The organism is uncultured Olsenella sp., from assembly GCF_959602185.1.
GTDB classification, from domain to species: domain Bacteria; phylum Actinomycetota; class Coriobacteriia; order Coriobacteriales; family Atopobiaceae; genus Olsenella_I; species Olsenella_I phocaeensis.
This window is the reverse complement of sequence record NZ_CAUGRZ010000012.1, coordinates 49,281-61,958: the sequence shown is the minus strand read 5'-3', so window position 1 is coordinate 61,958 and position 12,678 is coordinate 49,281. Positions and strand designations below refer to the sequence as shown.

12 protein-coding genes are annotated in these 12,678 nt (G+C 66.4%); 9 read left to right on the top strand and 3 right to left on the bottom strand.

What is annotated here, in order from left to right; all coding sequences use genetic code 11:
- The first annotated feature begins 157 nt into the window (after positions 1–157).
- The 4 genes from Q5923_RS08630 (at position 158) to Q5923_RS08615 (ending at position 2,942) form a co-directional block, all read left to right on the top strand.
- The gene (locus tag Q5923_RS08630) at positions 158–1,057 is read left to right on the top strand and encodes an ABC transporter ATP-binding protein (protein WP_303133497.1); all 900 of its coding nucleotides are present in this window, start codon (positions 158–160) and stop codon (positions 1,055–1,057) included.
- Positions 1,057–1,803 (top strand): ABC transporter permease, encoded by a 747-nt coding sequence (locus tag Q5923_RS08625; RefSeq protein ID WP_303133495.1) that lies wholly within the window; start codon positions 1,057–1,059, stop codon positions 1,801–1,803. Before Q5923_RS08630 ends, Q5923_RS08625 begins: the two co-directional genes overlap by 1 nt.
- A 1-nt stretch (position 1,804) precedes the next feature.
- Complete coding sequence (locus Q5923_RS08620) at positions 1,805–2,539, top strand: ABC transporter permease (protein WP_303133493.1); 735 nt, start codon at positions 1,805–1,807, stop codon at positions 2,537–2,539.
- A 61-nt stretch (positions 2,540–2,600) separates the two neighbouring features.
- Positions 2,601–2,942, top strand: a complete 342-nt coding sequence (locus Q5923_RS08615) for a YxeA family protein (protein ID WP_062530677.1) — start codon at positions 2,601–2,603, stop codon at positions 2,940–2,942.
- A gap of 89 nt (positions 2,943–3,031) precedes the next feature.
- On the opposite strand, the gene Q5923_RS08610 is transcribed toward Q5923_RS08615, so the two are convergent.
- Positions 3,032–3,589: a GNAT family N-acetyltransferase gene (locus Q5923_RS08610; RefSeq protein WP_303133491.1), complete on the bottom strand. Its 558-nt coding sequence runs from the start codon at positions 3,587–3,589 to the stop codon at positions 3,032–3,034.
- A 125-nt stretch (positions 3,590–3,714) separates the two neighbouring features.
- A complete protein-coding gene (locus Q5923_RS08605; protein WP_062530676.1) occupies positions 3,715–4,728 on the bottom strand; it encodes an AraC family transcriptional regulator in 1,014 nt (337 codons plus the stop codon).
- Positions 4,729–4,913: 185 nt separating this feature from the next.
- Here Q5923_RS08605 and Q5923_RS08600 point away from each other — a divergent pair, with 185 nt between their 5' ends.
- The 5 genes from Q5923_RS08600 to Q5923_RS08580 are packed head-to-tail and all read left to right on the top strand — an operon-like array spanning position 4,914 to position 11,385.
- Positions 4,914–5,636, top strand: a complete 723-nt coding sequence (locus tag Q5923_RS08600; protein ID WP_083558384.1) for an energy-coupling factor transporter transmembrane protein EcfT — start codon at positions 4,914–4,916, stop codon at positions 5,634–5,636.
- Positions 5,633–7,174: an ABC transporter ATP-binding protein gene (locus Q5923_RS08595; RefSeq protein ID WP_303133488.1), complete on the top strand. Its 1,542-nt coding sequence runs from the start codon at positions 5,633–5,635 to the stop codon at positions 7,172–7,174. Before Q5923_RS08600 ends, Q5923_RS08595 begins: the two co-directional genes overlap by 4 nt.
- A gap of 26 nt (positions 7,175–7,200) precedes the next feature.
- Entirely contained in the window at positions 7,201–7,827 is a 627-nt protein-coding gene (locus Q5923_RS08590; protein WP_303133486.1) for an MptD family putative ECF transporter S component, read from the top strand.
- A 2-nt stretch (positions 7,828–7,829) separates the two neighbouring features.
- A complete protein-coding gene (locus Q5923_RS08585; RefSeq protein ID WP_303133485.1) occupies positions 7,830–9,638 on the top strand; it encodes an ABC transporter ATP-binding protein in 1,809 nt (602 codons plus the stop codon).
- Positions 9,631–11,385: an ABC transporter ATP-binding protein gene (locus tag Q5923_RS08580; RefSeq protein WP_303133483.1), complete on the top strand. Its 1,755-nt coding sequence runs from the start codon at positions 9,631–9,633 to the stop codon at positions 11,383–11,385. The genes Q5923_RS08585 and Q5923_RS08580 overlap by 8 nt, the downstream gene beginning before the upstream one ends.
- 100 nt (positions 11,386–11,485) lie before the next feature.
- Here the strand turns inward: Q5923_RS08580 and Q5923_RS08575 are convergent, their stop codons facing one another.
- Complete coding sequence (locus tag Q5923_RS08575) at positions 11,486–12,580, bottom strand: glycerol dehydrogenase (protein ID WP_303133481.1); 1,095 nt, start codon at positions 12,578–12,580, stop codon at positions 11,486–11,488.
- Positions 12,581–12,678 lie beyond the last annotated feature (98 nt).

The window sequence follows — 12,678 nt, the reverse complement described above, 5'->3', positions numbered from 1 at the left end:
CGAAAGGCCCGCGAAAGCTTGGGGACAGCGGCGCGAAAGCGGCGCCGCCTAGCCTTTGTCTTGCGACGCGGGAGGAAATCGGGCCCACGAGAGGGCCCATCCCACGTAAAGACGCGGCTCTCGCATCGCGCGGAGCACAGCCAAGAAGGGAGAGAAGATGGCCGAACTGGCAATAGCCACGAGCGGGCTCACCAAGTCGTATGGCGGCGTGCGCGTCGTGGACAACGTCAAGCTCAGGGTGCCGGAGGGGTCGGTGTACGGGTTCCTCGGGCCCAACGGGGCCGGGAAGTCCACCACCATGAAGATGATCCTGGGCCTCGTGCGCCCCACGGACGGCAGGGTGGACGTGCTGGGCGAGCGCATGGAGAGAAAGAACCGCCTGGAGGTCCTCGCGCACGTGGGCTCGCTCATCGAGAGCCCGAGCTGCTACAGGCACCTCACGGCCCGCGAGAACCTCGACGTCGTCCGCAGGCTCAAGGGGCTCCCCGCCTCCGCGATCGACGAGGCCCTCGAGACGGTGGGCCTGGCCAACACGGGGAAGAAGCTCGCGGGCCAGTTCTCGCTGGGCATGAAGCAGCGTCTGGGGCTCGCGGCCGCATTGCTCGGCAACCCCCGGCTCGTGCTGCTCGACGAGCCCACCAACGGCCTCGACCCCGAGGGCATCCACGAGATGCGCGCGCTCGTGCGAGCGCTGCCCCAGACGCACGGCACCACGGTCCTGGTCTCGAGCCATCTGCTCGCGGAGGTCGAGCAGATGGCCGACCATCTGGGCATCATCAGCCGGGGCCAGATGGTGTGGCAGGGCCCCCTCGAGAGGCTGCGCGCACGCGCCCGGCGACAGCTTGCCTTCCGCACGACCGACGACGCACGCGCTGCCGCACTGTTGGGGGCCAGCGCACAGGACGGCTGGCTGCTCGCGCCCTTCGCCGGGGACGAGGCGGTGGCACACTCCTCCCTCGCGCTCGCGCGCGCCGGCATCGGCGTCGTGCGGATCGAGGAGCGCAGCGAGAGCATCGAGGACCTCTTCCTCGCGCTCACCGAGGGACGGGGGCTGTGATGAGGGCTCTCTCGCTCGAGTTCGCGAAGCTCAGGCGCAAGAACGTGTGGCTCATCTGCCTGGGCGTCGCCGCGCTCTGCCTCATGTGGGTGGCGACCGACGCCGCACGCGCCGCCCAGGGAGCGCCGGACGGGACGGCGTCCCTGCTCTACATGACTCCTCTCGTGAACGCCATCGTCCTGACCCTGTTCGCCGCCGTCGTCTCGTCGCGCCTGTGCGAGACCGACCACGAGGCTCAGGCACTGAAGGAGCTCCTGTGCCTGCAGCGTCCCGGCTCGCTCTTCGCCGCGAAGCTCGCCTGCAGCCTCGTGCTCATCACGGCCACGGTCGCGCTGGAGACTGCGGGGATCGCCGCGCTGGCATCGTACAAGGGCTTCGCCGACCAGGTGGGAATCGCAGGGCTCGCAGCCTTCGCCGCCTGCCAGATCGGCCCCACCTTCACGGTGGCCGCCGTCGTGCAGGCCGTCGCCCTGCGCTGGGAGAACCAGTTCGCCTCGCTCGCGCTGGGCCTCGCCCTCTCGCTCGCGGGCCTATTCAGCCTCTTCTTCTCGCCCGTCGTCCAGCGCCTCATCCCCAGCGGCTACTTTGGCCTGCTCTCGTGCGTGCGCATGGACTGGGACGTCGCCACACGCGCCACGTCCTTCTACACCGTGCCCTTCGCCTGGGGGGATGCGGCCCTGCTTGCCGCGATCTGCGCAGCGGTGATCGCCGTCTCCGCCACCTGGTTCTCGAGAAAGGAGCTCTAGCATGAGGACGCAACCCCTGCGCGCGGAGGCCGACAAGCTGCGTCGCGCGCCCATCTGGATCGCCTACGCGGTTCTCCCCCTCGTCGCGGCAGCGATAGGCACCTTCAACTACCAGCAGAACCTGGGGGTGCTCACACCCGGCTGGGAGAACCTCTGGGCGCAGCACACCCTCTTCGAGCTCTGCTTCTTCCTGCCCGCGCTCGTGGGCGCGGGCTGCTCGTGGCTCATGGGGCTCGAGCATGCGGGGAGCAACTGGAATCAGGTGCTCGCGAGCCCCGTCGCCACGTGGCGCGTCGTCGTCGCGAAGCTCGTGGTGGGCGCGGGCATGCTGGGCGTCGCGCTCGCCGTGACGGGGGCGTTGTTCGTGGCCTGCGGCAAGGCGGTGGGAATCGCGGGTCTCCCGTCTGCCAACTACGTCGTTTACCTGCTGCTCTCATGGATGGGTGGCGTGGCGGTCGTGGCGGTGCAGCTGCTCGTGTCATCGCTCGTGCGCAGCTTCGCGGCCCCCGTGGGAGTGGCGCTCGGCGGCGCCGTCATGGGCCTCCTGCTCACGGCCAAGGGCTGGGGCCTGTGGTGGCCCTGGGCGCTCATGCAGCTGGCGTCGAACAGCAACGGGAGCGGCGCCCTCTCGCCCGCCGAGCTCGCGAGCTTCGTGGCGGCGAGCGTCCTCTTCTCCGTCGCGGCAACCGCTGGCTGCGCCTGGGTGGTCTCGCGCGCCGCAGCTGTGTCGGAATAGGCACAGGAGATCGACGAGGGCATCCAAAAAATGCAAATCACGCAGAGAAAGGACCGGACCAATGACAAAGAGAATCGTGGCCATCGTGGCGAGCCTGCTCGTGGTGGGAGCCTTGGCCGCAAGCTTCTACCTGGCGAACACCGACAACGCCTCCACCTGGTACGTCCGGGTGGACGACGCGGTGGCGCAGGACAAGAGCGACGAGGGCGGAGAGCTCTGGGAATACGCGCTCGACGCCTATGACGCCACGGGCTCGCACCGCCTGCTCAGCTTCACCGCAGGCAAGCGGCTCAGGGACGGCGCGTACCTCAAGGTCGGCTACCTGCCCGTACGCGAGGTGGTCTCGTGGGAGGAGGTCCAGCCGGAGCAGCTGCCGCAGCCGGCACGCGACCTCTTGGGCTGACTTCCCGATCTCCGCAAATTTTGAACCGAGCTAATTCGACGTATCCGCAGATTTTTGAATGACAAAGCCGCGGCGGGAGAAGGGCGGCCCTAAGCTGGCGCCGAGCCATCCTCGAGGTCGGACGCCCACTCATCACTCGTGAGCCTGCTCACATGGCCCTTGCGAACCTCGTGCATGAGCGGGACGTCGACCTCGTCGGTCGTCCGCTGGTACCGGAAGCCGCACTTCTCCTGTACGCGTCGCGACCTGTCGTTCCCATCGTAGTAGCTAGCCCATACGCATCGCATGCCAAGGTCCTCGAAGGCGCGCCGCAGGACCTCGCGGACGGCCTCCGGCATGAGGCCCCGCCCCCAGTACGGCTTGCCGATCCAGTAGCCCAGCTCGCACTCGTCGTCTCGTTCCGTTAAGTCGGTGCTGCCCTTAAACTTCAGCGAGATGGAGCCTATCGCGCGGCCCGTGTCCTTGAGACAGGTCGCGTAGGTCTCCGGCACCCTGAGAACGCCACGTATCACCCGCAGGCTCTCCTCGACGCTCGCATGCGCGGGCCAGCCCGCGATGGGACCGACGTCGGGGTCCCTGGCGCACTCGTAGAGATCCGCGGCATCCCCGTCTTCCCAGCGCCGCAGCACGAGCCTGTTCGTCTCCATGGGAATCCCCTCGTCCGTCCCGGCCAGCATTCCATGGACCACTACATCATATGACGCGCCCCAGGCGTCCAGCTCCCCATTGCTACGACTTCCCCAGAACCTGGAGCCCGTCCAAGGTCCGGAGCCTATCGCCGGTCCCTGCGGTAGCAGGTGGGCGTGCAGCCGGTGGCCGCCTTGAACGCCTCCGAGAAGGCTCCCTGGTTGGAGTAGCCGACGAACCGGGCGACCTGACGCACGCTGAGGCTGGTGTTGGCCAGCAGCCCTCGGGCATGTTCCATGCGCACCTCTCGCACGCATTCCTGTGGCGTCCTGCCAGTCACCTTCTTGAGCGTCGAAATCAAGCTGGGCTCGCTGACGTGGAACGCCTGGCTCAGCGACCGGGTCGACAGGTCCTTCGCCACGTTCGACTTGGCATAGGCCAGGATGGCCGCACAAAGCTGCTCTGACGGAGCCGACGAGGCCTGAGGCCCACGCGGGCAGCATGAGGTCTCGCTCACGAGCAGTGCGAAGCACTCGATCACCTTGGCGCGATAGTACGCGGGCTCCATGAGCCTGCACAGGCGTGCGCTTCCCAGCTCGCCGAGCGCCACGGTGAGGGCGGGTATGTCACGCCGGCCATCAAGCAGCGTCACGGAATGCAGGAGCTGCGCGGGCGTGACCCGAAGAATGCGGGCGAGCCGGGGAATCGCGCTCGGCAGAAGCGAGATGGAGCAGGAGCTGAACCGAGCGCCGTCCTCGACGACCTGCCGGAAGCGATGCCCCTTCCAGACATAGCCGACGAGTGACGGACTCTGCCGTTCGAGCCCCTCGACGAAGAACATCGGCATGTCCTCCATGTAGCAGCCGAGCCCGACCATATCGGTGGAGTGCCCGTCCATGACCGCCCGCTCGCGGAGCGAGACGCTCATCGAGACCACGATGATGTCGGAGTCTATGACGTGGTACCAGTACTCCCCCGAGCCACGCCCGGGGTCGATGATCCAGGTGTTCCCATAGGGACGGACCTGTCCGGGAGACACTAGCCCCCGTCGGATGGCCTGCGTCTGGTGGATGCCGTGGATGGTCTCGATCATGGGGTCGAACACCGCATGTATCCTGGCCAGGTTTGCCTCGTCGTCCCGCCCGGCCCCGAGGTCCATGTCGAAGCCACCATCTCCCGATGGAGACAGGTTCTGGTACCACTTGGTCGCGAATCTCGTTTCGGTGAGATGCAGGATGTTTTCGGTGCAGTTATCCACTCTTCCCAGGGGTCTCTCCGTCGTGTCTTCCTTGTCTATATTCGGTTAGATGAGGCTAACATGTCAGAACGAGAAAGGAAAGGCACGTGCGGGAGGAGAACGTCCGCCACCATCGCATTGACCCACGCGTCGCATTGCTCGTCCTGCTTCCACTGAACGTGGAGGTCACCCTGTATCCCCATCTTGGGTACCAGGTGGCATCGATGGGCGTCGTCCTTCTCCTCATGCTGGCATGTCGGCAGCCCGCCTCCGCGTTGAAGTGGGCGGTCGCCTACGCGTCGGCCTTCGTCCTCGCACACCTTCCCGGCATGACGGGATGGGGATGGCTCAGTTCGCCCGCCAGCATGTTTCTCATGTTCCAGCGCGTGTTTCCCGTCGCCGCGTTCGCGGCGCTCTGCCTCGCGACCACGCATTCGGGCGAGCTCGCCTGCGCCCTCCAGAAGATGGGCTTCCCCTCCAGGCTCGTGGTCTCGCTCTGCGTTGCGCTGCGCTTCGTCCCCACTCTGGCGCGCGAGTTCAGGGCGGTGGGCGAGGCAATGAGAGTCCGCGGGATGGCCTCTTCCCCACTGGCCGTGGCGGCACACCCCGCAAGAACCGTCGAGCGCCTTATGGTTCCCGTCATCGGACGGGTGGGAATCATCGCCGACGAGCTGGGAAACGCGGTGGTGGCACGAGGTGCGGACACCGCGAGGAGGCGCAGCTCGTATTACGTCCTGCGCGTACAGGCGGCCGACGTCCTGCTCCTGGTGGTCGAGTACGCCCTGTTCGCGGCCATGGTGCTCGCAAGGCTGGGGGTGGTTGCCCCATGAGCGTCGCCGTCTCGTTCGAGCGGTTCTCCTTCCGCTACGACGGTGCCGAGTCGGACGCACTCCGCGACATCGACCTGCAGGTCCACGAAGGCGAGCTCGTGGTGCTCACGGGCGAATCCGGTTGTGGAAAGACGACGTTGACCCGTGCCATGAACGGACTAATCCCGCTGGTCTACCAGGGAACCATGAGGGGGCGCGTCGCCATCGACGACAAGCCCGTCACCGAATGGACCACGAGCGATCTTGCGGCAACGGTGGGCTCGGTGTTCCAGAACCCACGCAGCCAGTTCGTGAACTCCGACGTCGAGGCGGAGCTTGCGTTTGGCTGCGAGAACCAGGGTCTTCCGCGCGCGACGATCGCCGAGCGGGTGCACGAGAGCGTGAGGACGTTTGGGATAGGGCACCTGCTGCATTCCCGGGTCGAGGAGCTTTCGGGCGGACAGCGCCAGATGGTGGTCCTGGCATCCGTGTACGCCACACATCCCGACGTCTTCGTGTTGGACGAGCCGACCGCGGCGCTCGACGTGCCTTCCATGGAGCTCCTGGGCCAGGCGCTCGCAAGGCTCAAAGCGATGGGCAAGACCGTCATCGTGTCCGAGCACCGTCTGTGGTGGCTCTCCGACCTTGCCGACCGCGTCGTGGTCATGCAGGACGGAGCCATTGCCGGCTCATGGTCGGCCGCCGACTTTGGCGCCCTCCCATGGGAGACCCGGTCGGGGTGGGGCCTGAGGGCATGGCGAGTCGAGGAGATGGACGCACGGGCATCGAGCCCCACTTCTTGCGAGAAGGTCTCCGCGACATCGGTCGGCGACAGACGGGGAGAAGGTCGCGTCGCGCTGGAGACGAGGGGCCTGTGCGTGTCGTATCGCCACCGCAGAAGGGTGATAGACGACTGCGACCTGACCATCCCCGCCGGAACGGCCATCGGCCTCGTCGGGGCGAACGGCACGGGAAAGACGACGCTCGCCCGATGCCTGTGCGGCATCCAGAGGGAGGCGGCCGGCACCGTCGAGCTCGCTGGAACGGCGCTCAGACCCTCTCGGCGCGCTGGATCGATCTACCTTGTCATGCAGGAGCCGGGCTACCAGCTCTTCGAGCACACGGTTGCCCGCGAGCTCGAGGAGGCCCAGAGGCGCGGCTTCGACCGAGATGCCCCCAAGGCGTTCTCCATGGAATCGCTGATGGAGGATTTTGGCCTCGCCGAGCTCGTCCAGCGGCATCCCCTGTCCCTGTCCGGCGGGCAGGGACAGCGCGTGTCGATCTCCGCAGGACTGCTGTACGGCGCACGGGCCCTGGTCATGGACGAGCCGACCAGCGGGCTCGACCATCGCAACATGGCCGTCATCGCCAAGCAGATCGGCCGGCTCAAGCGCCATGGCCTTCCGATCTGCGTGATCACTCACGACTACGAGTTCCTCTGCTCGGTCTGCGACGCCGTCGTCTCGCTGGACGGCGGACGTCCGTCGACGCCGATTCCGCTCAATCCGGAAACACTCGGGCGCATAAGAAGGCTGCTCGGTTTTTCATCGGTCCACTGAGGCTTCTATCAGAAAGGAAATGGCTCATGGCTGAAAGGACGATTGGTACACAGGCAAGGGACACGGGTCGGCTCACCGCGAAGGACCTCGTGTTCTGCGCGGCGTTCGGCGTTCTGGTGTTCTTCATAACGATGGGCTTCGCCATGGTGTGCAGCTTCGACTACCGCACTTGTTGGAGCGCCCATGCGGCCTCGTCCCTGATCACCGGCATGGCATGGATGTACATCGTCCAGCGCGTGCCCAAGCGCGGCGCCATGATTGCCATGGGCGCGATCATGGCCGCGTTCGGCTTCGTGATGGGGATGTTCTGGACGGGGCCGGCGGGGATCCTCGTTGGCTGCCTTGCCGCGGAGCTCATCCTGGGCAATCCCAAGACGCGTGGCAGGGGCAGGATCCTGGCGTCCTTCTCTGCGTTCGTCCTCCTGTTCTGGCTGGGCCACATCTCCCTGGTCTACATGATCGGTGGCGACGCGTATGTCGCCCAATGCGTCCAGGCGGGCATGGCGGAGGAATTCTCCCGGAACATGGTCGACTTCATGTACGGCCCCGGAATGGTCGTCACGTGCATCGCCACGGTCGTCTGCGCGACGCTCGGCGGTTTCATCGGCACCAAGGTGTTCGCCAAGCACTTCAGGCAGCTGGGAGTGAGGTAGCCATGACCGACATCTCGCAGGAGCATCGGGACCAGGACAGGGCGGGGCGGGCGGCGATCAAGCTGCTGGCGGCGCACATCAAGGGTCGCACCGTCCTCGCCCAGCTCTTCACGATCCTGTCCGCCCTGCTGGCATTCGTCCCCTACCTCGCCCTGGTGCGGTTGGGCGAGACGTTCATCGCCGCCCAGCAGGGCGTGCGTCCGCTCGATGCCGACCAGGTGAGCGACATCGTCATGCTGCTGGTGACGGCCTTCGTGCTCAGGCTGACGTTCTACCTGCTGTCCCTCACCATCACGCACTTCGCGGACATGAGGCTGCGCTTCGTCATCCGCCGCAAGATCGTCGAGCGTCTCAGCCGCGTCCCTCTCGCCTGGTTTGGCAGGACGGGATCGGGCAGGATACGCAACGCCGTCCAGGACGACACCAAGACCGTCCATACCGTGATCGCCCACGCGCCGGTGGACATGCTCAACGGCATCCTGACTCCCCTGGTGCTCCTGGCGTTCATGTTCGTCATGAACTGGCGCCTGGCCCTTGTCGGGATTGCAACCCTCCCGTTCTACTTCGTGCTGTACGGCTCCTCCATGAAGGACATGGGGCCCAAGACGGCCGAGATGAACAACAACCTCGCAAACGTCTCGGCAACCATGGTGGAGCTCGTCTCGGGAATCAAGGTCATCAAGGCGTTCGGCAAGAGCGGTGAGTCCTACCGCAACTACGCCGAAGCCGCGCGGGCGTTCGCGGACTCGTACTGGGAATGGTGCGCCCCGATGATCGGTCGCTGTGCCGTCGCCGCCGAGTTCGTCTCCATCCCGGTACTGCTGCTGGTGAACCTGGGAGGAGGGGCGCTGCTCCATGCAATGGGGCTCGCGACGCTGCCCCAGATCATCGCATGCACCCTGATCGCCCTGGTCCTTCCGAATGCCATGATGAGCGTCGCGAACATCACCTGGTCGTACCAGCTGGCCGGCTCTGCGGCCGTCAGGCTGGTCGAGCTGATGGACACGCCGCCGCTCGAGGAGCCGGAGCATCCCCATGAGCCCGACGGAAGGCCCCGGGTCGTCATCAGGGACGTCTCGTACTCCTATGGCGAGACCCAGGCGCTCAGGGGCGTCGACCTCACGCTCGAGCCAGGAACGGTGACCGCGCTCATCGGCCCCTCCGGGTCGGGGAAGTCGACGCTGGCGACGCTGATCGCCCGATTCGACGACCCCTCCCAGGGCTCCATAGAGCTCGGCGGCGTTGACCTGCGATCCCTTTCGCCAGACATGCTGTATCGCAACGTATCGTTCGTGCTGCAGGATGCGATGCTGCTCAATGCGAGCATCGCGCGCAACGTCTCCCTCCCAAGGCCAGAGGCGAGCCTGGAGCAGATACGGGACGCTGCCAGGGCCGCCCAGATAGACGACTTCGTCATGTCGCTTCCCAAGGGCTATGACAGCGTCATCGGCACCGACTGCGAGCTTTCGGGCGGAGAGGCGCAGCGCCTGTCCATCGCACGCGCGATCCTCGCAGATGCGCCGGTCCTGGTCATGGACGAGGCCACGGCCTTCGCCGACCCCGACTCGGAGGTCGAGATACAGCGGGCCCTCGGCGGCCTGGTCGGGGGGCGCACGGTCCTGGTGATTGCCCATCGCCTGAACTCCGTGGTGGGAGCCCATCAGATAGCCGTCATGGAGGAGGGCAGGATCGCGGCCTTGGGCACGCACGAGACCCTGCTCGACAACGACCACTACCGGGCGCTGCTGGCTCAGGGCGGGTTCGCCCCGACTTCCAGCGCGAAAGAGGGGCAGGGGGATTGCCATGAGTAGAAACCGGAGCCTTCTGCGCCGATTCCGCCGGTACATGACCGACGCCGATGCCGCCATGAACAGGCGTGGCACGGTGGCCTACGCTGCGGCAGGCGTCTTCACGGGACTGGCATTGTGCACGATGATGCCGGCGGCGATAGCCCTCCAGACGGCGAAGGCGCAGTGGGGCCTCGGCTTCGCGGCATGGATGATCGTCCTAGCGGCGCTGGCGGCCCTCTCCTGCGTCCTCGACTACCAGGGCTGCAAGCTCGGATACACCGCCGGCCTGGGGTACATGCGCATGCTGCAGAGGCACATCGGCACAAAGGTCGCCTCCCTGCCCCTGGGCTGGTTCTCGGCGTCGAGCGCCGGCAGGCTGAGCCGCATCGTCACGCAGGAGATGATGTCGAGCGGACAGGCGGTCGCCTACTTCATCGGCCAGCTCGTCCGCAACCTGTGCGCCTGCGTGGTGTTCGGCCTGGGCACCTGGGCATGGAACTGGCGGCTCGGCCTCATGGCGAGCATCGCGATTCCCGTGCTCTTCATCCTGCTCAAGCTCGGACAGAAGTGCATAGAGAACTGCTACGCGGACGAGACTCCCGCAGAGGAGGCCCTCGCCTCCCGAATCGTCGAGTTCGCCCAGTGCCAGGGTGCGCTGCGCGCCTGCCATGCGGGGCCAGGCTACAAGGAGCTCGCCGACAGCTTTGTCGAGGCGCAACGCAAGTCCGTACGTGGGCTCTGGTGGGGCGTGCTGGGCAACCTGGTCTCGGGAATGGGACAGCAGACGCTGGTGTTCGCCATGATCCTGCTGGGAAGCTCCCTGTGCGTGAGCGGCATCGCCACCCCACTCGAGGCAGTCGTCATCATAGGGGTTGCCCTGCGCTTCTCTACCATGGTGTCGGACGTCTCGGCGGCGCTCTTCGGCTTGGAGGAGCGACGCCAGACCTTGGACGGCATCGACGAGGTCATGGACGCTCCCGAGATGCCGACGCCTGCCGTCCCCGGCACCTTCCCCCACGACGCGAGCGTCAGCGCCGATCACGTCACGTTCTCGTACGTGCCGGGCAAGCCGGTGCTCCGCGACGTATGCTTCTCGGTTCCACCATCGGGCATGCTCGCCATCGTGGGACCCTCGGGCTGCGGCAAGACCACGGTCATAAAGCTCATCGCCCGCTTCTACGACACGGCAGCCGGCGCCATGCGCGTCGGCGGCGTCGACGTGCGAGACCTCACCACGGAGGAGCTGTTCAAGAACGTCTCCTTCGTCTTCCAGGACGTGTACCTGTTCAATGACACGCTGCGCAACAACGTCCTTCTGGCGCGGCCGGACGCGAGCGATGACGAGCTCGAGAGGGTCGCCGACCTGGCGGGCGTGACCGAGATCGTCAAGCGCCTGCCCGAGGGATGGGACACCCTCTGCGGCGAGGGCGGCCGCGCGCTCTCGGGAGGCGAGCGCCAGCGCGTGTCGATTGCCCGCGCGCTGCTGAAGCAGGCTCCCATCGTCCTCTTTGACGAGGCGACGTCGGCGCTCGATGCCGAAAACGAGGCGAACATCGTCCGGTCGATCGAGGTGCTCCGCAGGTCCTCCACGGTGATCGCCGTCGCCCACAAGCTCGAGACCATCAAGATGGCCGACCGAATCGTCGTGCTGAACGCTCGGGGAACCGTGGAGGAGTCGGGGACTCATGACGAGCTTCTCGAACGAGACGGTGCCTATGCGGACTTCTGGAACAAGCGCATCCTAAGCGCCCGATGGAAGCTGGTCTGACGACCTGCGCGCATGCGTCCGTTCAGCAACGGGCCCGGGCACCCAAGGGTGTCCGGGCCCGCATCACGAGCGTCAGGCTGGCGTCCGCCAGACCAGGGGGCTACTCTCCCCTGAGGGCCTTGCCCATCGCGTCGGTCGCGACAATGGCGTCGTGCAGCTCGTCGGGGGTGACGTCGCCGGCGAGGTTGTGGATGGTCTCGCCCGGCACGCAGGCCGCCTCGGCGATCTTCCAGATCTGCTCGTCGGTGGTCACGCCCAGCTCGGCCAGGGTCGTGGGCAGGCCGACCTCGAGACAGTAGTCCTGGACGTCCACGAACTCCTCCTCGGGAACGCCCTCGAGCACCAGCTGGACCAGCGTGCCGAAGGCGACGCAGTTGCCGTGGGGCGCGCTGTGGCCGCCCAGCGAGGTCAGGCCGTTGTAGAAGGAGTGGGCCGCGGCGCAGTTAACGTTGTCGGCGCCCACGCCGGAGAGGTACACGCAGGCCTCGACGACGTTCTCGAAGGCAGGGGTGACCACGTGGTTCTGGCAGGCGACGATGGCCTGGGAGCTGTAGTCGCGCAGGGTCTCGTAGCAGAGCTTGGCCAGCGCCATGCCCGCGCGGGTGATGCCGGTGCCCTCGAGGCTCGGGGACTCGGTGCGGATGGACGCGCGGCCCTCGAAGTAGGTGCCCAGGGCGTCGCCCATGCCCGCCACGAGGAAGCGCACGGGTGCGTCGGCGATGACCTGGGTGTCGACCATGACAGCGGCGGGGTTCTCGGGATAGAAGAGGTACTTGTCGAAGCTGCCGTCGTCGTTGTAGATGACGGAGAGGCCGGTGCAGGGCGCGTCGGTCGCGGCGACGGTCGGGATGATGACGACCTTCTTGCCGGAGTAGTAGGCGGTCGCCTTGGCGGTGTCGACTGCGGAGCCGCCGCCGACGGCAACCACGGCGTCGATGTTGTCTGCCTCGACGATCGCCTGCATCTTGGCGATCTCGACCTTGCTGGAGATGCCGCCGAAGACCTCGTAGCGACGGTAGTCGTCGGCGTCGCCGAAGCTCTGCTCGATCTTGTCGTGGCAGGCCTTGTAGCCGCTGTTGGAGCACACGAACAGCCAGCGCTTGCCCATGTAGCCCATCTCCTCCTGGAACTTCAGGAGGGCACCCTTGCCCTGGACGTACTTCAGAGGCTCACGCATCGCACGCAGACGCTTCATGACAATCCTCGATTCAGTCATGGCGGATGATGTCGCCGACGCCGTCCGGCGGCCGGCAGCAATACATGTTAGGGCAACAATTGCGGGCGACTTGCCGC

Bases quoted from the DNA above. Each gene is read 5' to 3' on its own strand.
- Q5923_RS08590 (WP_303133486.1), top strand. From the start codon at position 7,201: ATGGCTGAAAGGACGATTGGTACACAGGCAAGGGACACGGGTCGGCTC.
- Q5923_RS08585 (WP_303133485.1), top strand. From the start codon at position 7,830: ATGACCGACATCTCGCAGGAGCATCGGGACCAGGACAGGGCGGGGCGG.
- Q5923_RS08575 (WP_303133481.1), bottom strand. From the start codon at position 12,580: ATGAAGCGTCTGCGTGCGATGCGTGAGCCTCTGAAGTACGTCCAGGGC.
- Q5923_RS08625 (WP_303133495.1), top strand. From the start codon at position 1,057: ATGAGGGCTCTCTCGCTCGAGTTCGCGAAGCTCAGGCGCAAGAACGTG.
- Q5923_RS08605 (WP_062530676.1), bottom strand. From the start codon at position 4,728: ATGGACCTCGGGGCCGGGCGGGACGACGAGGCAAACCTGGCCAGGATA.
- Q5923_RS08620 (WP_303133493.1), top strand. From the start codon at position 1,805: ATGAGGACGCAACCCCTGCGCGCGGAGGCCGACAAGCTGCGTCGCGCG.
- Q5923_RS08580 (WP_303133483.1), top strand. From the start codon at position 9,631: ATGAGTAGAAACCGGAGCCTTCTGCGCCGATTCCGCCGGTACATGACC.
- Q5923_RS08615 (WP_062530677.1), top strand. From the start codon at position 2,601: ATGACAAAGAGAATCGTGGCCATCGTGGCGAGCCTGCTCGTGGTGGGA.
- Q5923_RS08610 (WP_303133491.1), bottom strand. From the start codon at position 3,589: ATGGAGACGAACAGGCTCGTGCTGCGGCGCTGGGAAGACGGGGATGCC.
- Q5923_RS08630 (WP_303133497.1), top strand. From the start codon at position 158: ATGGCCGAACTGGCAATAGCCACGAGCGGGCTCACCAAGTCGTATGGC.
- Q5923_RS08595 (WP_303133488.1), top strand. From the start codon at position 5,633: ATGAGCGTCGCCGTCTCGTTCGAGCGGTTCTCCTTCCGCTACGACGGT.